Annotated in this window: 28 protein-coding genes; 6 read left to right on the top strand and 22 right to left on the bottom strand. The window is 34.9% G+C overall.

What is annotated here, in order from left to right:
* The 3 genes from H9Q20_RS04750 to H9Q20_RS04740 are packed head-to-tail and all read right to left on the bottom strand — an operon-like array spanning position 1 to position 2,539.
* Positions 1-1,164 carry a glycosyltransferase gene (locus H9Q20_RS04750; protein WP_124639553.1) on the bottom strand — a complete coding sequence of 388 codons (1,164 nt, stop codon included), beginning with the start codon at positions 1,162-1,164 and terminating at the stop codon, positions 1-3.
* Positions 1,161-1,997, bottom strand: a complete 837-nt coding sequence (locus H9Q20_RS04745; RefSeq protein ID WP_124639555.1) for a glycosyltransferase family 2 protein — start codon at positions 1,995-1,997, stop codon at positions 1,161-1,163. The genes H9Q20_RS04750 and H9Q20_RS04745 overlap by 4 nt, the downstream gene beginning before the upstream one ends.
* Complete coding sequence (locus tag H9Q20_RS04740) at positions 1,994-2,539, bottom strand: acyltransferase (RefSeq protein ID WP_241154710.1); 546 nt, start codon at positions 2,537-2,539, stop codon at positions 1,994-1,996. The genes H9Q20_RS04745 and H9Q20_RS04740 overlap by 4 nt, the downstream gene beginning before the upstream one ends.
* Before the next feature lie 136 nt (positions 2,540-2,675).
* Between H9Q20_RS04740 and H9Q20_RS04735 the strand changes: the two genes are divergently transcribed.
* The 6 genes from H9Q20_RS04735 to H9Q20_RS04710 are packed head-to-tail and all read left to right on the top strand — an operon-like array spanning position 2,676 to position 8,052.
* Positions 2,676-3,449 (top strand): class I SAM-dependent methyltransferase, encoded by a 774-nt coding sequence (locus H9Q20_RS04735; protein WP_187478410.1) that lies wholly within the window; start codon positions 2,676-2,678, stop codon positions 3,447-3,449.
* 3 nt (positions 3,450-3,452) lie between these two features.
* On the top strand, positions 3,453-4,409 hold the full coding sequence (locus tag H9Q20_RS04730) for a glycosyltransferase family 2 protein (protein WP_187478409.1): 957 nt from the start codon (positions 3,453-3,455) through the stop codon (positions 4,407-4,409).
* Positions 4,381-5,745 carry a DUF6056 family protein gene (locus tag H9Q20_RS04725; RefSeq protein WP_124639563.1) on the top strand — a complete coding sequence of 455 codons (1,365 nt, stop codon included), beginning with the start codon at positions 4,381-4,383 and terminating at the stop codon, positions 5,743-5,745. The genes H9Q20_RS04730 and H9Q20_RS04725 overlap by 29 nt, the downstream gene beginning before the upstream one ends.
* The gene (locus H9Q20_RS04720; RefSeq protein ID WP_124639565.1) at positions 5,746-6,558 is read left to right on the top strand and encodes a carbohydrate deacetylase; all 813 of its coding nucleotides are present in this window, start codon (positions 5,746-5,748) and stop codon (positions 6,556-6,558) included.
* Positions 6,551-7,486: a GNAT family N-acetyltransferase gene (locus H9Q20_RS04715; protein ID WP_164471993.1), complete on the top strand. Its 936-nt coding sequence runs from the start codon at positions 6,551-6,553 to the stop codon at positions 7,484-7,486. The genes H9Q20_RS04720 and H9Q20_RS04715 overlap by 8 nt, the downstream gene beginning before the upstream one ends.
* On the top strand, positions 7,483-8,052 hold the full coding sequence (locus H9Q20_RS04710) for a GNAT family N-acetyltransferase (protein ID WP_124639569.1): 570 nt from the start codon (positions 7,483-7,485) through the stop codon (positions 8,050-8,052). The genes H9Q20_RS04715 and H9Q20_RS04710 overlap by 4 nt, the downstream gene beginning before the upstream one ends.
* Here H9Q20_RS04710 and H9Q20_RS04705 read toward each other — a convergent pair.
* From H9Q20_RS04705 to rfbB, 19 genes are all read right to left on the bottom strand, one after another.
* On the bottom strand, positions 8,044-8,982 hold the full coding sequence (locus H9Q20_RS04705; RefSeq protein ID WP_187478408.1) for a glycosyltransferase family 2 protein: 939 nt from the start codon (positions 8,980-8,982) through the stop codon (positions 8,044-8,046). The two genes, H9Q20_RS04710 and H9Q20_RS04705, sit on opposite strands and share 9 nt — an antisense overlap.
* Before the next feature lie 11 nt (positions 8,983-8,993).
* Positions 8,994-9,986, bottom strand: a complete 993-nt coding sequence (locus H9Q20_RS04700) for an acyltransferase family protein (protein WP_124639573.1) — start codon at positions 9,984-9,986, stop codon at positions 8,994-8,996.
* Complete coding sequence (locus H9Q20_RS04695; protein ID WP_124639575.1) at positions 9,983-10,903, bottom strand: glycosyltransferase family 2 protein; 921 nt, start codon at positions 10,901-10,903, stop codon at positions 9,983-9,985. The genes H9Q20_RS04700 and H9Q20_RS04695 overlap by 4 nt, the downstream gene beginning before the upstream one ends.
* 58 nt (positions 10,904-10,961) lie before the next feature.
* Positions 10,962-11,573 (bottom strand): hypothetical protein, encoded by a 612-nt coding sequence (locus H9Q20_RS04690; RefSeq protein WP_187478407.1) that lies wholly within the window; start codon positions 11,571-11,573, stop codon positions 10,962-10,964.
* A 192-nt stretch (positions 11,574-11,765) separates the two neighbouring features.
* Positions 11,766-13,553, bottom strand: coding sequence for an asparagine synthase (glutamine-hydrolyzing) (gene asnB, locus H9Q20_RS04685; protein WP_187478406.1), 1,788 nt, complete (start codon positions 13,551-13,553; stop codon positions 11,766-11,768).
* A 4-nt stretch (positions 13,554-13,557) separates the two neighbouring features.
* Positions 13,558-14,484, bottom strand: coding sequence for a glycosyltransferase family 2 protein (locus tag H9Q20_RS04680; RefSeq protein WP_187478405.1), 927 nt, complete (start codon positions 14,482-14,484; stop codon positions 13,558-13,560).
* On the bottom strand, positions 14,471-15,376 hold the full coding sequence (locus H9Q20_RS04675; RefSeq protein ID WP_124639581.1) for a glycosyltransferase: 906 nt from the start codon (positions 15,374-15,376) through the stop codon (positions 14,471-14,473). The genes H9Q20_RS04680 and H9Q20_RS04675 overlap by 14 nt, the downstream gene beginning before the upstream one ends.
* Before the next feature lie 4 nt (positions 15,377-15,380).
* Entirely contained in the window at positions 15,381-16,160 is a 780-nt protein-coding gene (locus H9Q20_RS04670) for a hypothetical protein (protein WP_124639583.1), read from the bottom strand.
* Entirely contained in the window at positions 16,157-17,017 is an 861-nt protein-coding gene (locus H9Q20_RS04665) for a glycosyltransferase family 2 protein (RefSeq protein ID WP_164471994.1), read from the bottom strand. Before H9Q20_RS04665 ends, H9Q20_RS04670 begins: the two co-directional genes overlap by 4 nt.
* 20 nt (positions 17,018-17,037) lie before the next feature.
* Positions 17,038-17,931 (bottom strand): glycosyltransferase family 2 protein, encoded by an 894-nt coding sequence (locus H9Q20_RS04660; RefSeq protein WP_124639587.1) that lies wholly within the window; start codon positions 17,929-17,931, stop codon positions 17,038-17,040.
* A 13-nt stretch (positions 17,932-17,944) separates the two neighbouring features.
* Positions 17,945-18,403, bottom strand: a complete 459-nt coding sequence (locus tag H9Q20_RS04655) for an acyltransferase (RefSeq protein ID WP_124639589.1) — start codon at positions 18,401-18,403, stop codon at positions 17,945-17,947.
* Positions 18,396-18,800: a sugar 3,4-ketoisomerase gene (locus H9Q20_RS04650; RefSeq protein ID WP_187478404.1), complete on the bottom strand. Its 405-nt coding sequence runs from the start codon at positions 18,798-18,800 to the stop codon at positions 18,396-18,398. Before H9Q20_RS04650 ends, H9Q20_RS04655 begins: the two co-directional genes overlap by 8 nt.
* Positions 18,793-20,049 carry an ABC transporter ATP-binding protein gene (locus H9Q20_RS04645; RefSeq protein ID WP_187478403.1) on the bottom strand — a complete coding sequence of 419 codons (1,257 nt, stop codon included), beginning with the start codon at positions 20,047-20,049 and terminating at the stop codon, positions 18,793-18,795. Before H9Q20_RS04645 ends, H9Q20_RS04650 begins: the two co-directional genes overlap by 8 nt.
* Positions 20,050-20,129: 80 nt before the next feature.
* Positions 20,130-20,498, bottom strand: coding sequence for a four helix bundle protein (locus tag H9Q20_RS04640; RefSeq protein ID WP_187478402.1), 369 nt, complete (start codon positions 20,496-20,498; stop codon positions 20,130-20,132).
* Positions 20,499-20,576: 78 nt separating this feature from the next.
* Entirely contained in the window at positions 20,577-21,425 is an 849-nt protein-coding gene (locus tag H9Q20_RS04635) for an ABC transporter permease (RefSeq protein ID WP_187478401.1), read from the bottom strand.
* Between the two features lie 24 nt (positions 21,426-21,449).
* The gene (locus tag H9Q20_RS04630) at positions 21,450-22,424 is read right to left on the bottom strand and encodes a glycosyltransferase family 39 protein (RefSeq protein ID WP_187478400.1); all 975 of its coding nucleotides are present in this window, start codon (positions 22,422-22,424) and stop codon (positions 21,450-21,452) included.
* Positions 22,425-22,436: 12 nt separating this feature from the next.
* Positions 22,437-23,297, bottom strand: a complete 861-nt coding sequence (rfbA, locus tag H9Q20_RS04625) for a glucose-1-phosphate thymidylyltransferase RfbA (RefSeq protein ID WP_124639601.1) — start codon at positions 23,295-23,297, stop codon at positions 22,437-22,439.
* 73 nt (positions 23,298-23,370) lie between these two features.
* Positions 23,371-23,715 (bottom strand): four helix bundle protein, encoded by a 345-nt coding sequence (locus H9Q20_RS04620; RefSeq protein WP_262385582.1) that lies wholly within the window; start codon positions 23,713-23,715, stop codon positions 23,371-23,373.
* Between the two features lie 165 nt (positions 23,716-23,880).
* Positions 23,881-24,963, bottom strand: coding sequence for a dTDP-glucose 4,6-dehydratase (rfbB, locus tag H9Q20_RS04615; protein WP_187478399.1), 1,083 nt, complete (start codon positions 24,961-24,963; stop codon positions 23,881-23,883).
* Positions 24,964-25,023: the final 60 nt, after the last annotated feature.

The raw sequence follows: 25,023 nt of genomic DNA, 5'->3' as shown, positions 1-25,023 counted from the left end.
TTAATCTTTTACTAAATTTAAAAATAGTTTTTCCACTGCAGAGAAAATCTTTTTATGATCGAATTGCTTTTCGATGTCTTGTAGATTTTCCTTAATTTCTTCCACCATCCCTTTATTCGTTAGGAATTCTTTCATGGCAGCGTACATTTCTTCTGTTTTATAGTCGATAAGTACGCCGGTTTTTTTATCCGAAATCATCTCAGGGATATCTCCGGTTTTGGTGGCGATAATCGGTTTTTGCAAAATTAGGGCTTCGGCAATCACCAAAGGCCAAGCTTCGGATTCCGAAGGGAGAATGAAAAAATCCGCTTGTTTCACAAAAGGATAAGGATTCATTTGGTTTCCTGCAAAAATAAAGGATTTTTCAACTCCTAATTTTTTTTGTTGAGCTAAAAGATTTTGCAATTCTTCGCCATCACCAAGGATAATTACCGTATGTGGGTATCCTTCTTTGATGAGTTGCGCATGAGCTTCCATCAATTTATGATAGCCTTTTCGGCTGTGCAATCTTCCTATGGAAACAAAAACGGGTATTTCTTTTGGAAAATTTTCAATTTTCTCTTCTGCTTTTCTTTTAATTTCCTCAATAGGAATGGCATTGATGATGACCGATTCTGCTGGATATTTCAAGTCCGGATAATGGTAGTGCATCAGCGTTTTTATTTTTTCCGAACAATAAACCATTTGGTCGAATTGAGGGAAGTGTACCAAAATCTTGGGTACCAAAGGTTGTAGCTTTGGCAATTGAATTTCGGAATGAAACCACCCGATTTTTTTTGAATTTTTATTGGTTGAATTTAAGACCATTTCGAAATCGTTGTAGGTCATGCCGATTTCGATGTCGTATTTTTCTTTTAAAATGGTGTCATCAACCCATTTTGGGTTGTTTCTAAATTTTTCAAGTTGATTTTTTCTTTTCCAAAGCTGGAATTTTTGCAAAAGAATATTTTCAGAAAAATCCTCTTTGCCATCGGCTAAATAAACCTTCCGGATGTGTTTTGGGAACTCGTCTCTCAGTTCGCCTTGGTTGATGTTGAGGCAGACCGTCATTTCAAACTTTTCTGGATTGAGGTTGTTGAGAAGGGAAAGCATCACTTTTTCCACCCCACCCATTTCCATGGAGCGGTGCCTGAAGAGGACTTTTATTTTGTTTTTTTCGGTCATTGTAGTTTTTGAAGTAGTAATTTAATTTTTTTTAAAATGCGATATTTCCAACCATTTTGATAATCTAAAAGTTGAAAGATTTCATTGGAATTGGTATAAGTTTCGGGAATTTTTTTCCCGTTGATGGTTGTCATGCCTCGTCTTTTCATGGCATTGAAAATCACTTCGCCCCAGTATTCGTAGGACTTTTTTTTGTTCTCGTTTTGGGAGATTCCTCTGTTGTGGGTTCGGTACAGATAGTTGGTTTCATCAATGAATTTTACTTTTCCTTTTTCGTACATTTTGAGATAAAGATCTTGATCTTCGGAAATTTTTAAAGAGGAATTCATTTTCTCAGTTTTCAGATAGATGTCTTTTCTAAAACAAACAAAGTGTGCAATTTGAACGGGTATGTTAAAAAAAGAAGCATCTGAATTGAGGACTTGTCTCGCAGGTGAAAATTCAGAAATCGGTTTCAGGTTTTCATCGCAAGTCATGAATCTAGAGTAGGTGAGGACAACTTCTTTTTGCTCTTGAAAAACTTGAATGGATTTCTCAATTGCCGTTGGTAAAATTGCATCATCAGGATCTACAAAGCCACAAATGTTTCCGGTTGCCAATTCTATCAGTTTAGCTTTGGTAATACCAACACCGGAGTTGTTTTCGTTTTCAAAGTATTTAAAACGAGAATCTCCAGAGATCAATTGTTTTAGAGCTAGCTTTTCTTCGGGTTTAGAAGCATCATCTAAGACGATGGCCTCCCAATTTTGGTATGTTTGTTTTTGTAAGGACTGGTAGCAATCCTTAAAATATTCGCTGTTGTTGTAGTGTGCTATGAGAACGGAAAACTTCATCTTCGGGTTTTTATTTCAAGATTTTGGTGGTTAATGACGGTAGAGTTTTCCGGGACATCTTTAAAAATGATGCATCCCGCGCCAATAATGCAGTTGTCACCGATGGTTACCCCTTTTAGTACGGTAACATTGGAGCCTAGCCAACAATTTTTTCCAATCGAAATGGGCTTTGTATTAAATTCCGAATGAGAAACCGAAAATTCAGGTTCGGTTTGGTAGCTGTGGTTGTGGTCGTACAATTTTACATTTTCACCAAACAAGGTGTTGTCGCCTATTTCAATTTTTTCTAGACAATTGATGGAGCAAAAGTTATTTAGGAAAACTCGGTTGCCAATGGTTAGTTCGGCGTTGTTTTGCACAATAATGTGGATGTAATTTCTGAAATTAATCCCGTTTCCGAAATCAATTTTTTTTACTTTATCATAAATTGTAAAGTGATTGTTAAGGCCAATTTTAATATGTTGAATGGGAGCTGATGAAAATTTTTTTAGAATTTCCAATTGCTTTTTCCGTTGAAATTTTTCGTAGATGCGATTTAGCATGTTCATGTGTTTTTGGAAATTAAAGAATGATATCCAATTAAAGTTTTGATACGGATAAAATTATTAAAATCTTCCGACAAATATAGCATTATTCGATAAAAACTGTATTTTTGCATGAAACCATAAATGAAACACAGTGAGCGAAGTACTAAGAGTTACCAAGACCTTTTTTGCCTATTTGAAAAGACCAGACTTGTATCCAGAGTTGGGCAGAAAAATAATTAAAAACATTTTTAATAGAAATGCGGCTTTCAAAGGGAAAGAGAAAACCAATTTTTGGGCTTCTTCTATCGCGGTTACTCAAGAAACAGCCATTAATAATTTATTTGGAAAAGACTGCATTCCATTTTCAGAACAATTTGCAACAGAATTTCAAACGGCTTTGCAAAAGCAAAATACTTGTCCGATAAAAATGGGCGGAGCAGGAGCATTGGAACTGATCTACGCTGCTTGTGAATACACACAGTCCAAAAATGTTTTGGAAACTGGGGTGGCTTACGGTTGGTCGTCTTTTGCAGCTTTGCAATCTTTAACTACAAGAAATGGACATTTGTACAGTTCGGATATGCCGTATTTGGGGCAAGATGGAGATCAGTATGTGGGTTATGTTGTACCCGAAGATTTGAAAAAGAATTGGAGGTTATTCCGTCACGCGGATAGAGAATCTCTACCCAAGATTTTCCTGTATCAAAAAGAGTTTGATGTGGTGCATTACGACTCCGACAAGGCGTATGAAGGTATGTTTTGGGCGTATGGAGAGTTGTATAAACACTTGAGAAAAGGAGGTGTTTTTATCTCTGATGACATCAATGACAATTCTGCTTTCCAAGATTTCTGTGAAAAAAACGCCATTGAACCTACCGTAATTTCTTTTGAAGGAAAATACATCGGTGTTTTTGTGAAGGACTAAGTTATGAGCAAGATTTATTTCATCATATCGGCTTATAATGAAGAGTCCAATGTAGAAATCCTGGTGAAGCAATTGGATACGGAACTCCAAAAAGTAAATTTGGAAAATTATGAACTGGTCTTTGTCAATGATGGCTCTACCGATGCTACTCTCCCAAATTTGGTTGCTTTACAAAAAGAATTTAAAAACATTGTTATCATCAATCAATCCAAAAATTTTGGACATGAAATGGCGATGACGGCCGGATTGAATTTTGTTGCTTCAGAAAAACATGCCGGAAGATATGCCGTTCTTTTTATGGATGCTGATTTGCAACATCCTGTAGAATTGGCGATAGAGATGATTGGTCTTTGGCAAAATGGAAATCAATTGGTACTCACCAAAAGAGTGAATAACGAAGATACGGGATTGCGATACAAAATCATGGGAAACACCTATTACTGGCTTCTCAACATGATTTCTGAAGTTAAAATACCGAGAAATATGCCGGATTTCCGATTGCTTGATAAGAAATATGTGGAATGGCTGAACCAACTGAACGAAAACGACAGAATGTTTCGAGGGATGTTGTCCTTGGTAGGGCTGAGAGATGCAAAAGTCATCGATTTTGTGGCTCCGAAAAGATTGTCTGGGACTTCTAAGTACAATTTTTGGAAACTCTATAAATTGGCGATAGATAGCGTAATACAATTTTCGGTAAAGCCGTTGAGGGTGGCAACCGTAATTGGATTGTTGGGTTGTATTTTATCGGTATTATTTTTAGGATATTCTATTTACAGCTCACTTACCAGCCACGAGCCAAAAACCGGATTTTTAACTTTACTTACCGTAATGACTTTTTTCTGTTCTCTTATTATTTTATTTTTAGGGATAATAGGTGAATATATTGGCAGAATACACATAGAGGTAAAACAAAGACCGCTCTATTTTAATGAAATTATTAGGTATGAGGAGCAATAAATTACCGTATATATTATTGGTATTTATTAATATAGCTGTTGCTTTGAGTATTTACTTTTACCCTCCAATGCGGGATACTTTTTATTATTTGGATCAAAGCAATCCCAATTTATTACAAGAATATTGGGAATCGTACCATTTTGGAAATCCGAGAATTGGGCAATTAATTACCAATGCCGTATCGAGAAATATAGTTATTACTCTTTTATTCGGATTATTCCTTTTAAATTCCTTCTTTGTTTTTGTTTTTTTATTGGTTTTTAGAAGGTTGCCAAACTATCAATCGGAAAATGATAGTAAGATGTTTTGTGTTATAATTGCTTTGTTTTCCTTTTTAATTTTTGTTTTTGGAGAAATGTTTTATTACACTCCTTTTAGTGGAAACTATACTTTTTTGATGCTATTTCATCTGTTTTTTATTTATGTAATGACTGAGTATTTTTTGTTTCAGAAGTTAATATTTAAAGAAAAAGTGAGCAACTTTCCTTTAATCGTATTTTTAGGGTTGTTTTGCGGAATGGGAAATGAACATGTACCTCCTATCCTGGTTTTGGTTTCAATTATTTGGGGTTTACAATATGTTTTCAAAAATAAAAAACTTCCTCCCATTTCTATTATCTTGTATCAGATTTCCGTTGGTATTGGCTATTTGTTGCTGTTTTTTGCTCCAGCCAACTCTGTGAAATACGAAACTGTAGATAAGAAACAATTGGGTTTTAATCTTATGGATTATATTGGTGGAATTGGTAATATAGCTAAAATTTACCGATATTATAACCCGGAAATGGTTGCGGTTGTTTTGTTTTCATTGTTCTTTGGAGTCTATTACTATAGAAAAAACCTCCTTGAAAAGGCAGAATATTACAGGTTGCTATCTCTGTTTGTAATGGGACTTTTAGCATTATTTGTAGCAGCTTATGCACCACTTTCCGGCACACGATTGTTGTTTTTCAGTAACACCTTGTTTTTGATAATTTTCTTTATCTTGTTTTTTAAAATTCCTCTTATACAAAGGCATATTAGTCTTGTTTTTAATGGAACTGCTTTTTATTTGCTTATATTTTTCTCTTTAAGTATTTACATAACACAGTATGGGAATTCTAAATTCAATCAAACACTATCAGAAATTGAATTAAAAAGTAAGACTCAAAAAACAATATATTTAACTCAGCCTTTTGATTTTTTTCAACCGGAACTGGGCAGTTTCAATCGTAGATTTTTATTAGATCAAGGCACAGATTATATAGATAATAATCCACACAAAAGCGAATCTCAAGAATTGATTCTCAGAAGTATTTATCAAATCGATGATATTTTAATAAAAAAGAAAAATTAGATGGATAAAAAGAAAATAATTATCAATGCCGACGATTTGGGATTTACAAAAAGTATTAACCTCGCAATAAAAGAAGCACATCTTTCGGGCTATCTTACCCATGCCAGTTTGATGGCGAATACGGCTTTCTTTAATCATGCTGTAGATGAGGTTTTACCTCATTGTCCTCAATTAAATATCGGGGTTCATGTAAATTTAACCTGCGCAAAAACATTAACTGGCAATTCCGAAATTGCAAAAGAAGGAACTCTGAAATGGTCTTTTGTGAAATTATTACTTTTAAGAAAAAGCCCTGAAATTTTAAACAAAATTGAGGAAGAAATAGAAGCTCAAATACAAATGGTAAAATCAGTTCATCATAACATTTCCCATATTGATGGGCACGAGCACATCCACATCATCCCGTCCATTAATAAAATTGTCAGAAAACTTGCAAAGAAATACGATATACCAAGAGTGCGAGAGATAAATGAAAATTTCTTTGAAAGTTGGAAATACAATTCCAGCACAACCCCTTTTGTAAATATTATAAAATTAGAGCTACTGAAATTTCTCTCTTTTTTTAATGAAAATTCCGGAAAAGTAGCTTTCTATTCTATTTTAAATACCTGTATGGTGAATGAAAATAACCTATTCAATTATCTTGAAAATACAAAGTCTGATGAGATTGAAGTGATGCTTCACCCTTCTTTGGGATTTAACGACAATGACAAAGAGGATTTAGATGAAAGGTTTATCGAGTTTTTTAAGTCTCCGTTTCGTAAACAAGAATATGAGCTTTGTTTTAATAAAAAATTTGAAAACTATGTTTAGACCGTTTTCATTTGCAGAAACAGAAGGTTGGAAAAAAGCAGTAACAAAAACATATCCCCTTACAACATCAGAGCTTAATCTGCAGAATACAAAAATTCAACTTTATGGAAATGGAAAAGAGTTTTCTAACTCACCATATATTACCGATGGGGGTTTCTTTACATTTAACAAGCCTATAGTTCTGGATGATATTCTGCCAATACAAAAACCAATTTTGTTGAAAAGCAGAAATGCCATTGACATGGATGTTTCCATCCCTCATGTTTTATGTAAAGATTATTTCACCTATTTATTGGATTTAAGAGAAGGGGAAAAAGCGGTTTGGAAAAATAAAGTAAAATCAAAAACTAGAAATCAAGTTAGAAAAGCGGAAAAATTAACTTATGAAGTAAAATTTGGCAAGCTGGATCTTTTAGATGATTTTTATTCCGTTATTTCTGAAGCGTGGAGGGATCTTGGTACCCCAACGCATTCCAAGAGTTTTTACAAAAATATTATTGAAAACCTGAACTCCAATGGCTATGGCAGTTGTTTCATGATTCTTTATGTTCAGTCTAAGCCTGCTTCAGTAGCTTGTTTAATTTTTGATGAATATTCCATACATCACCCGTATGCAGCGACATTAAAAGAGTATAATAAATACTCATTAAATAACGCATTGTATTGGCAAATTATTAAATTTGCAATAAGTAAAGAGGTGCATTTTTTTGATATGGGTCGCAGTAAAAAAGGACAAGGGACAGAATTGTTCAAATTATCTTGGGGGGCAGAGCCGATACAACTGTATTATTACTACCTCAATAAAAAATCTCACACGAATGATGAAGATGGAAAATTTGTTCAATTTGCAATTAGAATGTGGAAAAAACTACCTCTAACCATCTCCAATTTTTTAGGCCCGAAATTAATCAATAAAGTTTTGAAATGATTAAAGAAATAGCTGAAAATGATATTCACCAGTTGGCTCTTTTACATAAAAGGATATTGCCAAGTTTTCTTTCTACTTTTTCTATTTCTTTTATAACAAAATTTTATAAATGTCAATTAGAAAGAGACAATCAATTGCTTATCGGATACTTTGAGCAAGATAAATTGATTGGATTTGTTTTTGGGACAGATGATGTTAATCTCCTATATTCGGAATTTATTAACCAAAATAAATTTTATTTTTATACTCAAACTCTAATTTCGTTTTTAAAGAATCCAAAATATTTACTGCTGTTTTTAGCTAAATTTACCTCTGAATCTTTTACTTCTACTTGCCAAAGGCAATTGGTCTATATTGGAGTTGATAACAAAACGAAACAAAAAGGAATTGGATCTCAATTGTTAAAATATTTTGAAAATCAATGGAAAGAGTTTGGCTATTATGAATTAGAAGTAGAAAGTGAAAATCCCGCTCTACAATTCTACAAAAGAAATAATTTTAAAATTGTCCATACTTATAATAACTGGGTCGAAAAAAAATTATTGATGGGGAAGACTTTACCCTAATGTCTTTCTAAAATTAATATTATACAATCCTGATTTTATACTTGGAAAATCCAAGAATAAATATTTTATAATCATTCCCCATTTTTTTAAGAAAGAGGCATCGGCTATGCGCCAGCTTCTCGCCATTCTACAGATATGAAGTTGAATGTCTTTTGGCATTTCAGTCTGTGTTTTTGACCATCTTTCAACCTCGTTCCACAGCAAAACTCTGGAGATCGCAGGATTCACTTTACCGGAATCCACTTGGGTAATTCGGTTGCTTTCGTGCACGCCTCTCATGGCAACAGCTTGGTCAATACTTCCGGGATACAGTTGGGCAATGTATGACAATCTGAATAGAAATTCTGTATCTTGGTGCAGTCTAAGTTGGGTTTGCATAACGGGTTGCAATTTGTCGATGGCTGATTTTCTTACGGTTAGTCCATCAATAGAAAACAGTCCGAAACTTCCTCTCATTCCCAATTGTCCAGGGAAAACCTCTTCAGGTTGGTGTTTTTTATAAACGGTTGTTAATTTGTTTCCAAAGATTGGGAAATATTGTTCTTTGGCTTTTTCAGAATAATAATGTACGCCAATTGCTCCGTAAACTCCTTCTACTTCTGGATTTTCAAATAGCTTTTTTTCGGCATCAAATCGGTTAGGAAGGTAAAAATCATCGGCATCTAGAAATGCGATATAATCACCTGAAGCTTTGGAAATTGCCAAATTTCTACTCGCACCAGCACCGTGGTTTCCTTGGTCGGGGTGTTGATAGAGCTTCACCCTATCGTATTTTTCGGCTAAATTTTTGCAAACGCCCAAAGCGTTATCGGGCGATTGGTCTTCCACCAAAATAACTTCAAAAACTTCTTCAAATTGCAGTGCAGATTCCACCGCTTGGGTTATGTATTTTTCGGCATTGTAAACCGGTGTGATCACGGAGATTTTCATAGGTGCAATTTTTAGCAAATTTTTTCTTTTAGAAAATTAGTCATTTTCTTTTCAATAATTAAATATAAGAGAGATGAAGTAAGAATTACGACTCCAATTTGTAGGACAAATTCCAAAATATTTCCATTTTCACCAAGGTTAATGTGTCTAAATAGGATTTCTACGAAAGGATGAGAGAGATAAATGGAATATGAAATATCACCTAAATAAACTAAAAACGGATGAGGTGATGATTTGAAATTTTGATCTAATATTAGAAAAGATAGTACAAAAGAGGTAACTATCGGATAGTGCATCCAAGTTAGATTTTCCGGAATGAAATTTAACAAGAGCAATACAAATGATATTGTGCTAAGGGTTAAAAATGCAAGTGAGGTTTTTTTTGAAAATTCAATATATTTTAATAGCAATCCAAGCACGATTCCATTTACAAAATACAAATTAATGGGGTCTGAGATCATTTTAAAAAATGCAGTGCTGGGTTTGAATATCTGACCTAAAACAATTGCAGCCGTAAAAAACAGGATAATAAAATAATACCTCTTAGTCGTGAAAAAAAATGATAATGCAAAAATAAAATAGAAAAACATTTCGTAATTTAATGACCACCCCAAATACAAAATTGGAAATTCTTTTTGAGGTAAAAACAATAGAGAACGCCACAATCTATTTACTAAATCCCCTTGGAAATAGGCCAATAAAGATCCTCCAAAAAATATCCAAGCAAAAGTTAATAAGTAGTAAAGCGGCACGATTCTAATTACTCGTTTTATTAGAAAGTCAACAATCAAATGTATTTTAGAATGATTTAGATTTATATTTTTACTTGTGTAAACCATGATGAAGCCACTAATAACAAAGAAAATAGGAACACCTATGCTTCCTTTGTTAAATAAAAGATCTCCCCAATTAAAATCATTGGAATTTAAGTTGTTTTTAAAATGAAAACAACAGACTAAAAGAGCTGATATTCCTCGTAAAAATTGAATGTTTTTTAATTTCATAAATAAAGAAAACGGTATCTTGTTTTTAAAATTTCAGGGTTTTTCAAAAGATATTGAAAAAGCAATAAAAACTTATTAAGACCTTTTTTTTGTGTTAGCTCATAGGTTGCAGCGTGCAGTTGAATAGTTTTATGACATACTTTTTGAATTTTGTTTTTATCTGCCCACAGTTTTAAAGAAGACCAAAGCAGAAATTGTCTTTCCTTATATTGATCAGAATACAATTTTATCTTTGTAATTCTATTGTCATCGTGCACCCCTCGAATGGATACAGGCTCATTAATATTTCCTGTTTTTAGATGGGATTGATAAGCTAATTTTATAATAAAATCCGAATCTTGATGAACTCTTAAATCTTTATTAAAAGTCAATCCTCGTAGTGATGTTTTTTTTAAAGTTAGAGCAATTAAAGAAAAGAAAGATCCAAATGTGTTTTTTGAAACTCCTAAAAGTCCTTTGAAAACCTCTATTCCTTCTGCAGGATAGTTAACGGTGGTTATTTCGGAGTTAAACTTATTTTTATATTCTTCTTTACCTTTTTCGCTTAAAAAAGCTGTTCCTATTGCCCCGAATACGCCCTCTATTTTTGGGTCTTTGAAGAGTTCTCTTTCGGCATCAAAACGATTGGGTAGATAATAATCGTCGGCGTCTAAAAAGGCGATGTACTCTTGTGAGGCCATTTCTAATCCAAGGTTTCTGGTCGCCCCAGCTCCGTGATTTCCTTTGTCGGCATGTTGTATTAGTTTTATTCTAGAATCCATATCGACAAGCTTCTGGCAAACCTCTAAAGATTGGTCTGGTGAACCGTCTTCAATTAACAAAATTTCTTTTACTTCATCAAATTGTAAAGCAGATTCTACCGCTTTTTTCAGAAAGCGTTCGGCGTTATATACTGGGATAATGACAGAGATGTTCATGGTATTATTTTCGATCCTTCAAGGATTTTAAATCCTTGAAGGATTATTAAGATGGTATTTAATATTCAATTGTGAAGTCCTGAATTTCTTTGTAGTCCAAACTTTCTTTATGATAGAGGTGAAAGTCTTCTTCATTTGGAAAGATTTCATGAACAAAACTTCGTTTTAATTTCGATGGTTTATGAGAAAAAATACTTCCATAAGAACTCCAAGGATAATCGGATGCTGAATCTGAAAAGTTGTGTTTTACAGGGTTGTTATGTATGTAATGAATCATTTGTCTAAAATAAGCAATGTTGTCGATTTCTTTTCTTTCAAAATTCTTTTCAAACAAGCTACCCGTTCTCTTATATCGTTTGTTGATCGCCTTTGCATACGAGTTGAATAAATGTCCGAATTGAAGATGTACATCTATTCTTTTTGGTATTTCTACCGTGTTATAACTTAGTTTGTTCATATCAATATCATTTCGATTTTTGACGAATATTAAAAAATGAAAATGATTTCTAAGTAATACCCAAGCAATGGTGTCACAAACGGGTGAGATGTATTGGTCATAACGATTCAAGAAAAATAGAAAGTTGTCTTCTTCAAAGAAAATATCCTGACCGTTATTTCCACGGTTGTAGATATGATAGTATTTTCCGTAGTCAAGAAGTGTTTTTTCCATTTTTGTTGTTTTTGTTTTAAAGCAATCCTTCAAGGATTTAGAATCCTTGAAGGATTATTCATCAACGCTAAGTTATAAATTAACTTTGGAGTTTTAACAAGTCCAATTGCAATACTATTAATAACCTTTAGGATGTCTATTTCCAAACCTTCAAGGATTTCAAATCCTTGAAGGTTTATCTTAAAATTTAATTTACAAATTATTCTCCGCCCAAAGTGCCAGTTGCAAAAGATTCCAATGTTTTTTGTCTTTCTTCAGTAAAGATTGAGCATATTGAAAGTCTATGGTTGAAAAGACTTTGGCATTTTTATTTTTCAGCAACTCATCCGACAATTTGTTAAGACTTTCTGTTTTAAACCAGTTTTCAACCTCAGATCCAAAGCCTTGTTTGCCTCTATTTCTGATGGATTCAGTCCAATAACTTTGCATGGCTTCTCTCAAAATTATTTTATCATGTTCCGTATTTATTTTCAGATTATCGGGTAAGGCGATACAAAATTCGGCAAAGTCCACATCTAAGAAAGGAGTTCTCACTTCTAGCGAGTTGGCCATCGCCATTCTGTCGGATTTCACCAGCATATTTCCCGGAACATATTTTTCCAAATCGACCCTCATAATATCGTTGAGCGAGTTGGGATTGGGTGTGAAGCTGTAGGGGTGATGGTAGTTTTCTCCAATGCCAAGATTTATTCTTTCATCCGCATCAAAATAATTTCGCACATGGTTTTGGTGGAAATCTAAGATGTTTTTGTATTTCAGATTTTGTTGGGTAACAAAAGAAGTAGGTCGAATTTTTTGATAGAGCGAAAGTCCGAATTTTGTAATGATATTACCATAAGAAAAATGATTTTTCAGCTCATTTTCAACTCTGTAGAAGTTGTATCCGCCAAAAAGTTCGTCGCCAACATCGCCGGCTAGGACTACGGTAAGATGTTTTCTGGCTGCTTCGCAAATTTTATATTGCGGCGTATAGCTCATATCGGCAAAAGGTTCATCAAAAAAATTAGAAATTTTTAATAAATCATGGGCTATTTCACCACGGTTTTCTTTTATTTCTATATGTCGGGTGTTGAATTTTTCGGCAATTTCCTCGGCAAATTTTAGCTCAGAGTGTTCCCCAAAATATCCGTAAGAAATGGTCGTTTGTTTTGGCGTGAACTCATTTACCATCGCAACAATTGAGGACGAATCCAAACCTCCACTTAGGAAACTTCCTACTTCTACATCGGCAACCAATTGTTTTTTAATTGCGGTTTTTAGAAGAGCAACAAATTCCTCTTTTGCTTCAGAAAGTGAGATTACACTATCATTTTTTGGGATAGAATAATATCTTTTCACTTCAATTTTGCCATCTTTATACAAAAGTTGGTGTGCCGGAGGAAGCGGAATAATATTTTTATAAATACTTTGGTAGGTACTTACATAACCGTATTGCAGGTAATGAGAAAGCGCTTCTTTATTAATTTCGGGAACGATTAGTCCAGAAGCAAGAAGGGCTTTAATTTCGGAGCCAAAAATAAATTCTCCATTTTTTCCGATGGCGTAATAAAAAGGTTTTTCACCAAAACGATCTCTGGCACAGAAAAGTTCATTTTTTTCTTCGTCCCAAAGGGCAAAAGCAAACATGCCGGGAAGTTCGTGGATCAGGTTTTTACCCAAAACTTTGTACATCGCCAAGACAACTTCGGTATCCGAACTGCCTTTGTAAGTGTACGAGTTGTATGTTTTTTTGAGATCTTGGTAGCCGTATATTTCACCGTTTAGGACAATGCATTCTTTTTTGTCTGAAGAAAACAGAGGTTGCTTTCCGTTTTCAGAAAGATCGATGATGGACAATCTACGATGGCCAAGTGCGGCACCATCATAAAACTCATGACTTTCGGCATCGGGACCTCTATGAGCGATGGCATTGGTCATTTTTTGAAGTTCTTCCGAATAATTTCGGGCGTTTGGGGTGATAATTCCGGCTATTCCGCACATAGATCTATGGTTTTAAAAAGGTTAAACCTTTTTGTTGAATTTGTTTTTTTAGTTGGATGAGTTGCTCTTTCTCCTGTGAAATTTTTTGAAATTTTGCTAAAGAAGATTTGAAATTCGTCCACTGTCCCAGGCTTATATTTTTAATCATACTTTGTATTAAAGCCGATTTTTCTTGTTTAAAACTATTTTCTAAAGCTGGGTTCATTATTTTAGTCTCAATGCTGAGGTCTTTGAAGAGTTGGTAATTAACCTTGTTGAGCATTTGCTTGCCGTCATGTACCACTTTGCTTTTTGTACAAAGTAGTATTTTCTTTTTATGAAAATGAACTCGGTTCACATATTCGTTATCTTCTCCGTAATGAAAAAAATAAGGGTTAAAGCCTCCAACCGTTTCAATGGTGGATTTTGGAAGCAACCAATGGGCGGCATTTACAAAAGATATTTCGTAAGCCTCCTTGATGTTTTGACAGAATAAATCTGAAATTAATCTGGTTTTTTCAAAGTTTGTAGCGATGTATTTGTCCAAAAAAATGTCCAGATTGTTCTCGGTTCCGTCCAAATGCATGGGGCTTAGGATTCCGATTTCGTTTTTGTTGGGATATTCTTTATAAACATCAAGCATTTTTTGAATGGAATCTTCAAAAATCCAAGCATCTTGGTTCATCAGATAAAAGAAATCAGCACCGTTTTTATACGCTTTTTCAATGCCCAGGTTGTTGGCTTTTCCGAATCCTAAATTTTCAGAGGATTGGGTAAAATCAACTTCCGGGAAATGTGTTTGTATGTATTCTTGCGTCCCATCGGTAGAACCGTTGTCCACCACAATGACCTCCACAGGGACAGATGATTTTCTAAGACTGGAAAAACACCTTTCTGCCCATTTCATGGCATTGTAAGTAACGATAATGACGGAGATTTTAGAAAATTTCATCGAGTATTTTATAATAATATTTCATTTTTATTTTGGTGATCCACCGCTTGGCAAGAGGTAAATTTAAGATAAATTTTCGATAATCTTCTCTGCATTTTTCTGTATATAAATCTACTAAATTAGGGTCGAGTCTAAATGCTGTAACGCAGTCTTTGATAAGCGGGATTCTTTTTATTTTACTGTAGAACGAGGCTAAAGTTTCTGTCGTGTTTGTATTAATATCGGTATCGAAACCTATGTTTTGGTGGTCGTGTTTTCTGTATAAAGTGAGGGATTCATCAATCATCAAAAAAGCATGGTCTCTAATTGATTTCAGTAGAATTTCATAATCGTGAATGATGTTTTTATGAGGAGTTTGCAGGGGCAGGTATTTTTCTTTCGCCGTTTTTGTAATTGCCAAAGACATCCCCGGGAAAACATTCCTTTGGAAAAGTAGGTATTTCAAAAGTTCAGCATTGTCCCAATTTTTATTAAAACCCTCGATGTCCCAAAATGAGATGTTTTGCACTTCGTTGTTTGGGGTTAAAATCTCTATTCTGTGGGCAAAAACATTTTTATCCGGACGGCATTCGGCGATTTTCTTGATGCGTTCTATCTTGTTGTTTTTCCAAACATCATCTTGATCGCAGAGGAAAATTAAATCTCCCGAGCATAGAGAAATTGCTTTTTCAAAATTTTTGGTGTAGCCTAAATTTTTTTCATTTTTAAAAATTTTAAAAACAAGAGGGAATTTATTTTCAAACTCATCCAAAATCCGAATAGTACCATCGGTAGAGCCGTCATCGCACACCACAATTTCGTCCACAACAATACTTTGTGAAAGAATACTGTCCAATTGTTCGGCAAGATATTTTTCGCCATTATAAGTGCAAAGTGCGACGGAGGTGGTCATAAATTTAGAAAGGGAAAATATTTTTTATTTTTTGTACGACTCTTTTATGCAATGGCTTTTCAGAAATATCCACCAGATGTACCGATTTTTTGTGTTTGTAATTTTCAAAGTTTCGATAATAGGGTTTGAATTTTTCTGATTTTTTGGTGAAGATTACACAGTTTTGCCCTAAAGACATCATCTCGATCTGTTGCAAACATTGGGTTTCTAAATCGGATAAATTGTATTTGGTTTGTAAATTTTCTTCAATAAATTCGGAATTGATAAATTCATTGACGATATCTAATTTTTGATATATGGAAAAAATTCTTGAATCGAAACCGTATCCATATTGCCAAGCTCTTCCCCAGAAATTGGTTTCGGTATCTTCGATAATGTACACACCGCCTTCTTCCAAAATAGAGAAAAAGCGTATAAAGGTATTCCACTGATGTTGTGGGATATGCGAAGCATCGTCGATGATGAAATGATAGTGTTGAGAGTTTTGTTTTACAAATGCATCTAATTCTTCGGTTTTATCTTGGTTTACATTGTAAAATTTGTTCAATCTTTCATCTTTCGGATTGTCGATAATATCAATAGAATCAATTTTAGGATTTTTAAAATACGCTTCCCAAATTCCAATAGAGTATCCATTGTCATACCCAAGCTCGAGCATTTTTAGATTTTCAATATCTCGAAGAGGCTCTAAAAAATAAGGGTAAAATCTTTGATATCCGTGGTGAAGGGTCTTGTCTGATTTTTCATTGCAAGCTACAAAGTCATTGATGGCTTTAATTTTCATATTTTAGTTCTTAGGTTATAGTACAATTTTTTTAAATTCAGATATTTTGATAAAAAAATATCGTTCTTCAATTTCTTGAGTTCTATTTTTAAATCTAAATTCTCAAAAGATTTGGTTTTTATTTCGTGATAAGCTAATCGGTCATGGGTTTCATCACCATACAAAATCTTTATTTTTGGGAAGATAGCAATCTTTTGCAATACCAATTTTTTCAAATCTCCAGACATCGAATTATCATCTTCTTTCCTGTAGTTGGCCAATGCATTGTCAATGGTTTTGTAATTGGGTTTTTTATTAAAGATGTGCAACCACATCAGCCAATCTTCCATACTTTTAACATTCGTGTCAAATTTGAAATCCTGAAGGCAATTGCTCTTAAACAACCCACAATGTATGGGGATGCTTATTTCTTTGCCCCAAAAAAGAAGGATACTTTCAAAATTGAGAAATTCATTTTTTATGATGGAATATCCTGGGAACTTTGCTTTACCTTTTTGTATGTTGAATTGAGAAATGATTAGATCATGGTTTTCAAAATATTTTGTACTTTCTTGGAACTTTTCTTTTTCTAAAGTATCGTCACAATCCAAAAATTGTATCCAATCGCCTTTTGCATTTTCTAACCCGGCATTTCGTGCTGAAGAAAGCCCACCATTTTCTTTGTTTAAATATAGAAAACGATCGTCTTTATCCGTCCATTGCAAAGCAATATCCTCGGTATTGTCAGGGCTGCCATCATTCACAATGATGCATTCCCAATTGGGATAGGTTTGGTCCAGAACTGATTGCAGACATTCGTCCAAGTACTGGGCTTGGTTGTAGCAAGGAACGATGACGGATATTAATGGTGTAGTCAAGATTTTTAAATTTAATATCGTTATAAAATTAATTTATAAATAAAAGATGGTATTCTGTATTTCAATGCTAAATATAATCTTTTACTTTTATACGGATAGTTAAGAAAAGCATTTCTAATTTCGGAACTTAATTTATTTTCAATATATTCTTTATAAATTTTTGTATTAATATATTTTTGATAGACTCCCTCTTTATCAAACATCATTCGTAGGAGAAAATCTTCTGTTGCAATTCTTTCTGCTTTTGTTTTGCTGATGTTGGTATCGTGTTGTCTGTAGAAGGCTAATTTTTCTGGGATATAAGCAATGTAATATTTTTCACTTATTTTCAACCAACGATAATAGTCTTCAACTATAAATTTAGAGTCGTATTTTCCGGTTTCTTTTACCACATCGGTTCGCATTAAAACGGTTAATGCTGCGATTTTATTCCCATCTATTAATTTAGCTCTAAATTCTAATGGAGAAATACTACCTAAACTGTTATAATCTGCAATTTCTGCAATGATATTTGAATGGTCATTAATGGCAAAAGTATCGGTGAAAACCATCCCATAATTTTCTCCCAAACTTTCTAATTTTTCCACGCATTTTTCTATCGCTTCCGGGTGTAAAAAGTCATCTGCAGCAATGAGTTTTATGTATTTTCCGTTGGCCTTTTCTATACACTCATTCAGCATGGTTGCCAAACCGGTGTTTTTTGTATGATAATTTTTATAGGTCGTAGGGTAATTGTTTTCCTTTAACCAATTTTCAAATACCTCCACAGAGTTGTCTGGTGAGGCGTCATCACCTACGATTAATTCTATATTGGGATAGGTCTGGTTTTTTATACTATCTAGATTTTCACGGATGTATTTTCCTTGGTTGTAGGAGATAACGACGATGGTGACGAGAGGTTTATTTTGTATCATTACTCTTAGGTAATTACTTTTTCTTCAAATATTTTGCAGGATTCCCAACCCAAATTTCATTAGCAGGAACATCTTTGGTGACCACAGTTCCGGCGCCAATTAAAGCATTTTCACCAATGGTAATCCCTGCCAAAATGGTTGCATTGGCTCCTATGGAAGCTCCTTTTTTGATGAGCGTTTCTTTTAATTCAAAATCAACATTTTTCGATTTTGGGAATAGATCGTTGGTAAAGGTAACATTAGGCCCCACAAAAACATTGTCCTCCAGAGTAATTCCGTCCCAAATTTGCACACCGGGTTTTACGGTTACATTGTCGCCAATTATTGCTTTGTTTTCTATTAAAACTTGGCAATTAATATTGCAATTTTTTCCGATTTTAGCATTTTTTAAAACCACGCAAAATTGCCAAATCATAGTGCCATCACCAATATTTTCGGACTGTACATCAGCCAAAGGATGAATTTTAACCATTAGTATATTCTTTAAATTCTGTGAAATTTCTAAAATAATCGTCTTCCGTATAATGTTCGGATGCCAAACACAACAATACCGCCGAGTGGGTAAAGTGGATGTCTCTCCAGATGAGTTTTGGGATGTACAATCCCTTGGAAGGATGGTCCAAAACAAAGGCTTCTCGGTTGCCGTCTTTGTCTTCGGTATTGAAGGTAATCGTTCCTGAAACCGCAAAAATAACTTGTTCCAAATTTTTATGAGCATGCCCACCTCTCACCACATCTTGTGGCGTATAATAAGTCCAATAGACTCTTTTGATCTCAAACGGAATGTTTTGCTGTGCTTCCGCAATGGTTATGTAGCCAAGGTCGGAAGAACCTATCTTGTCTAATGTTATAAGGTGGGGTTTAGTCATGAAATTCTAATTTATAGTCAAAATTTGGTCGCATAATTCCTGGATAAAGATGTGTTTTTACTCCAACCTTTACATTTTCTACTTCAAATCCGATTAGATTATCTATGGCATAGAGAACATCCGTTTGGTTTTTGCCAAAAATAAGTTTAAAATAATAATTCCCCGCATTCAAAAGTCCAATAGGTATGTCAAACTCTACAGTATAAAACCCTCTTTTGGAATCTTTATTTTCTGAAATTAATTTACCTACATGAAAAATAACAAGTTCTTCCGTATTTCTTAATTCTAAAGTTGCGTCTAAATTTATATTTTTATTTTCATTAAAAAACTTTAGCCTTACCCTAATTCCAGAATTAATATCAATTACTTTTCCTAAAATAGGTTTTGCAGAAAATTCTACAATTTTAATATTATCATTGCCTTTAGCATTGTTTATGTCGGAAATGTAGATAGAGTCCATTTCGTAATCTTTTTGATATTCGATAATGGTTTCCAAGGCATTTCCTTGGAAAGAAAGATTCCCATTTTTCAATAGAATTCCTGATGAACATAGATCTTTCACCGCCGTCATATTATGGCTCACAAACAAAACCGTTCTCCCTTCGCCTTTGGATACATCGCCCATTTTACCCAAACATTTTTTTTGGAATTCGGCATCGCCAACGGCTAAAACTTCATCTACAATCAGGATTTCGGATTCCAAATGGGCGGCAACGGCAAACGCCAATCGCACATACATTCCGCTGGAATATCTTTTTACAGGCGTATCAATGTATCGTTCTACTCCAGAGAAATCGACAATCTCATCAAACTTTCTCGCAATTTCTTTTCGGGTCATCCCAAGGATAGCACCGTTGAGGAAAACATTTTCCCTGCCCGTCATTTCGGGGTGGAAACCTGTACCTACTTCCAATAAAGAGGCAATTCTACCTTGGGTATAGATTTTTCCGGTGGTGGGTTTGGTTACTTTACTTAGTAATTTCAAGAGAGTCGATTTTCCAGCACCGTTTCTCCCGATAATGCCCACGGCATCGCCTTGTTCTATTTCGAAATTGATGTCTCGAAGAGACCATACATATTCAGAATTTCCTTTAGAAGTTCTGTCGTTGGCTTCGCCAATTTTCAGATACGGATCTTCTTTACCGCGGATTTGAGCCCAAAAACGGTTCAGGTCATGGGAAATGGTCCCGGTTCCGACTTGTCCCAGTCGGTATTGTTTGGATATATTTTCAGCTTTTAGTGCGAGCATTTTTCAAGTTATAAAGTTATGTAGTGACAAGGTGATGTAGTGATGTAGTGATGAGGTGATGTAGATATGGAGTGGTTAGGTTATGGTTGTTTTGATTTCATGGAATGTATTAGTTTTGAGAGTAAGATTCTAATAAATTTTATTCTGTTGAAATACTCGTCAGAAGTCTCGGTGTACTTTAACCTTATCGCAATTTCTAATTGTGTTTCTAGTTCTGATAGTGATCCTAGTGCGATGTATAGATAATGAATGAGTTCTTTAGTTCCTTGTCTGGCAAAACCTTCAGCAATATTTGATGGTATTGATATTGAGGATCTTCTCATTTGATTAGCTAAAATGTATTTTTCATAATCAGGAAAATCTTTTACCAATCGATAAATATCAATTACCAATTCCATGGCTTCTTGCCATACTTTTAAATCTTTATGAGACTGAATATTACTTTCCATTTTCCTATATTTTGATTTGAAAAACTATTCTACTCCATCACCTCATCACCTCATCACTTCATCACCTCATCACCTTAGTTAAACCGTGTCCATAAAAGATTTTTCTACTTTGTTAAAGATAAGAGTTCCTATGGCAAGTAGGATTAAAATGATCCCTGTACTTATGGCCAAAATCATGGGTGAGAAGTCACCAGAACCTAGCCAACCGTATTTGAAACATTCAAAAATTCCGGTAAGTGGATTGTAAATGGCAATTTTTTTGAAAATCCCACCTAATGCAGAAAGGGGATAGATTACCGGCGTGGCATACATCAACAAACTTACCCCAAAGCTGAGAAGCATTTGCAAATCTCTGTATTTGGTGGTCAGTGCCGAGAAAATCATTCCCATACCCAAGGCGAAAATGGCCATTAGGAATATGAGAAATGGGGTTGCCAAAATCCAAATATTGGGTTGTATTTCGCCTTTGGAGAAATAAAAAATCCATGCAACTAAGAACAAGGCAAACTGCACCCCGAATTTCATCAAGTTAGAGATGACAATGGTGATGGGCATCACCAATCTGGGAAAATAGACTTTCCCGAAAATATTGGCATTGGCGGTGAATACATTGGATGTACCCAACAAGCAACTAGAGAAATAATTCCAAAGTGTTACACCTACCAAGTAAAATAAAATTTTAGGCACACCGTCTGTTGATAGTCCGGCAATTTTACCGAAAACAACCAAATAAACGATGGTGGTAAGAATGGGATTGATGAAGAACCAGAGCGGTCCCAAGATGGTTTGTTTGAAACCCGAGACAAAATCCCGTTTCACAAACATATAGACCAAGTCTTTGTAACGCCAGACTTCTTTTAGTTTTAGGTCAAATAAAGAATGCTGACTTGCGATCACTTCAGTCCATTCTTGTTTCTTTTCTGTCATTCAAATGTTTTTTACAAATATATATTAAATCTTTATTTTTTCAAGGTCAATCTTCGATAATACCAAAGTGGATAAGAATATTGGGACATACAATCGTACTTCATACAATATTCCGGTTAATAGGCACATCGCCAAATAAGGGATGGCGAAAAATAGAAAACTCCAAATGAGTTTTTTCTGAATTTTGCTTTCGCAAATGATCAGGGTAAAATGGAGTAAAAGCCCCATAAATATTAAACCAAGTAGGTTTTTGGCTTGGGTGAAATTCTCATAAATTAACAGTCCATCGTTGGTGTCAAAACTTCCTCTGGAAAGTCGTAATCCTAAATAAATGGCTATGAATACCAAGACGAAAATACCCGTTGGAACTATGGATTTTTTAGAAATTCCAAATTGATGGTACAGCAAAACCGCTCCAAAAGAAATCGATAATGCCGACGACTCTCTGTTGATGGTTGAAAGCGCCAAAGTTAGACCAAGTAAAAGGAGGGTCGAAGTTTTATTTTCTTTCAGATATTTCAAAAACAGATATATGAATAAGGCAAGAAAGAAATAACTGCTGCAATCGTAGGGGACAATGACGAATTGTGTGACTGCCATTATCAAAATAGCAACAGTAGGTAGGTATATCTTCTCGGATTTTGAAGCGTTAAAAAGTTTACTTTTTGTTATTCCGTAAATGAATAAGGAACAGAGCGTCAAAAATATCGTGTTCAGCAGATACAATGCCAAGTACATCCTTGGCTCGGAATTTTCTTCAATAAACTTGAATTTGAATATCGAGTAATCCAAGTTGAATTCTCCCAAAAATTGATAGATTCCCATCAACAAATAACCACTCAATATTCGGTACTGATAAATTCCCGAATGAAATTGTTCGATAAATTGATGATGGTTCAAGATCGTGGTCGAATAAGTGTTGGCAAACCCAAAATACACAAAACTATTGACGGTAATCGCCAATAGCATAAAGAAAATGATATGTGAAATGCCTTTCATGTTTGGAATTTCCTAGCCTATCAATTTTTTCAAATAATCGCCATAGCCGCTTTTTCCGTATTTTTCGGCTGCAGCTAGCAGTTGTTCTTTATTGATGAAACCTTTGGAGTACGCAATCTCCTCGATGCAGGATATTTTGAATCCTTGTCTTTTTTCCAAAACTTTTACAAATTCTGATGCTTCGTGCAAAGAGTCGAAAGTCCCGGTATCCAACCAAGCGGTACCTCGGCTCATCACACCCACTTCCAATGTTCCTTTTTCCAAATATATTTTGTTGATGTCGGTAATTTCCAGCTCACCTCTTGCCGATGGTTTTAGGTTTTTGGCATATTCAACCACAGAATTGTCATAGAAATACAATCCCGGAACGGCATAGTTGGACTTGGGTTCTGTAGGTTTTTCTTCTATTGAAATGGCTTTGTTGTCCTTGTCAAATTCGACCACGCCGTATCGCTCCGGATCAGAAACCGAGTAGGCAAATACGCAACCTCCTTTTACATTGGTCTTGCTCTCTAAAAGTTCTGGCAAGCCTGTTCCGTAGAAAATATTATCGCCCAAAACCAAGGCTACAGAATCGTCGCCGATAAATTCCTCACCCAAAACAAAAGCTTGAGCCAAACCGTCTGGAGAAGGTTGTATTTTATATTCAAAACGGCAACCGATTTGCGATCCATCTCCCAATAATTTTTGAAAAGCCTCCTGATCATGAGGTGTGGTGATGATTAAGATCTCTCTAATCCCCGCCAATAATAAGATGGAAAGTGGGTAGTAGATCATCGGTTTGTCGTACACTGGCATCAGTTGCTTGCTCACGGCAATCGTTAGCGGATAAAGTCGGGTTCCGGATCCTCCGGCAAGTATAATTCCTTTCATTTTAAGTAATTGGGTTTTTGAGGGGTTGAGTTGTAAAGTCGTGAAGTTGTGAAGTTGTGAAGTTGTAAAGTTGTTAAGTAGTTAAATTATCGTTGTTTTTTAGTTTATTATAAAAGGAATTAAGTTTGTTTGTGATGCTTTCAATTTTTTCCCTTATCTCTATGTATTTTTCAGTTTCAATCCAAGTCAATTCATGTGAAATAATTAAAAAATTTAATACCTCTATACTTGAAGAGTACGCTTGGTTGATAAATCTTGCTTTATCAGCATTGGTTTTTCTTGAAATCCCTTCTGCAATATTTGCGGAGATACTGAATGATGCTCTTCTGATTTGATTCGTAATTCCGTATTGTTCAATTTTAGGAAATCGTCCGATACTTTGAAAATTATTATTCCTAAATCTTTTGCTTCTTTCCAAACTTCCAATCTTTCAAAATAATAAATTTTCATTTTTATTTATTTTTGTTGATTTGTTAATTCGTTGATTTGTAAATTTGTAAAGTCGTAAAAAAAGTAACTGAGAAAATTGGAAAAGGTTATTCGAAAACTACTAACGACTTCACACCTTTACAGCTTCACACCTTTACACTTTATACTGCGAGTTATAATACGACATATAATCTCCACTTGTCACATGTTCCAGCCATTCTTTGTTTTCAAGGAACCAATCTATGGTTTTGGATAGGCCTTCCTCAAAAGTGACAGAGGGTTTCCAACCCAAATCGTTATGGAGTTTTGTGGCATCTATGGCATATCTCTTGTCGTGTCCAGGCCTGTCTTTCACAAAGGTGATCAGTTTTTCTGAATAACCTGCGGGTTTGCCTGTTTTCTCGTCCACTTGTCTGATGAGCTCTTTTACCAGATCGATGTTTTGCCATTCATTCCAACCACCGATGTTGTAAGTCTCACCCGTTTTTGCTTCGTGGAAAATCTGGAAAATAGCCTTAGCGTGATCAATCACAAAAAGCCAGTCTCTGGTGTATTTTCCATCGCCATAGATAGGAAGTGGTTTTTCATTCAAAATATTATGAATACAAAGTGGAATTAATTTTTCCGGGAAATGATTGGGGCCGTAATTGTTCGAGCAATTCGATACGATGAAGGGTATTCCGTAAGTGTTGCCGTACGCTCTCACCAAATGATCGGATGCGGCTTTGCTGGCAGAATATGGAGATTTCGGGTCGTAAGAAGTTTCTTCTGTGAAAAAACCCGTTTCGCCCAAAGCACCATAAACTTCATCCGTAGAAACATGGTAGAAAAGATTTTTTCTGGTTTCATCCGGGAAATTCCCGTGTTGATGATCCGGATTCAGAGTCCAAAATTCTTTACAAAGATTCAGCAAGTTGGCGGTTCCGTTCACATTGGTGTTGATGAAGGCATTCGGGTCGGTGATGCTTCTGTCCACATGAGATTCGGCAGCCAAATGTACAACGGCATCCGGTTGGTGTTTTTCAAAAACCTTTCTCAGTTCGTCCGGTTGGGTGATGTCGGCTTTTTCGAAAATATAATTCGGTGAGTTTTCAATATCCTTCAGGTTCTCCAGATTTCCGGCATAGGTCAGTGCATCTAGGTTGATGATGTTGGTATTGGGAAGGTTTTTTACAAATTCTCTAACCACATGCGACCCGATAAAACCGGCACCTCCGGTGATGATGATGTTTTTCATTCTTTTAACGATAGTGTTTTTAACAAACTACAAAAATAGCATTCCAAAAGTAAATATAAA

Source organism: Amniculibacterium sp. G2-70, from assembly GCF_014353055.1.
Lineage (GTDB): Bacteria > Bacteroidota > Bacteroidia > Flavobacteriales > Weeksellaceae > Amniculibacterium > Amniculibacterium aquaticum.
The sequence above is the reverse complement of the archived record's forward strand: the minus strand, read 5'-3'. Positions and strand labels throughout refer to the sequence as shown.